Here is a 506-nt window from a genome sequence, read left to right as displayed (position 1 = left end):
TTTTACTGCAAGCGAGGGCTGATGGAAAACTTCATCAAAGAAAGTAAATCCGGTTTTGATTTTGCTTCCGTAAGCAGTCATACCAGAATCGTAAATGCAAACAGGCTTCAGGTACACGCTCTTGCTTATAACATATTTAATTGGTTTAGACGATTGGCGTTATCAGCAAACATGCGCAAACAACGCATTGATACCGTCCGTTTAAAACTGCTGAAGATTGCTGCAAAAGTAGTTCATTCAGCAAGATATATCACATTCAAGCTGTGTAGCAGCTGCCCTTATAAAAATGAATTCTATGAGACACTTTCAAATATCGGTAAGCTGAATGTACAGCTGGAATAGTAACGATTAACGAACCTTGACAGCTTAATAACCGCTCAGAACTCTGCCACAGGGATTTTATACCCTTTTTGGAGATTGGTTGAGCGATGTTTAGGCTACATGGGTCAATTTTGGGATTCATGGTACAGTTACCAGTTCAGATACTGCTCCGTGAATAATTCAGG

At 39.9% G+C, this 506-nt stretch carries 1 protein-coding gene; it reads left to right on the top strand.

The genetic code is table 11. The features are described from left to right. Nucleotides 1–342: transposase (locus GPK83_RS15870; protein WP_215705231.1), on the top strand; the 342-nt coding region annotated here is incomplete at its 5' end. Nucleotides 343–506 lie beyond the last annotated feature (164 nt).

Source organism: Clostridium sp. MCC328 (assembly GCF_018785465.1).
Lineage (GTDB): Bacteria > Bacillota > Clostridia > Lachnospirales > Lachnospiraceae > Pilosibacter > Pilosibacter fragilis.
Note: the sequence above shows the minus strand (reverse complement) of the source record. Positions and strands in the feature narration are given on the sequence as shown.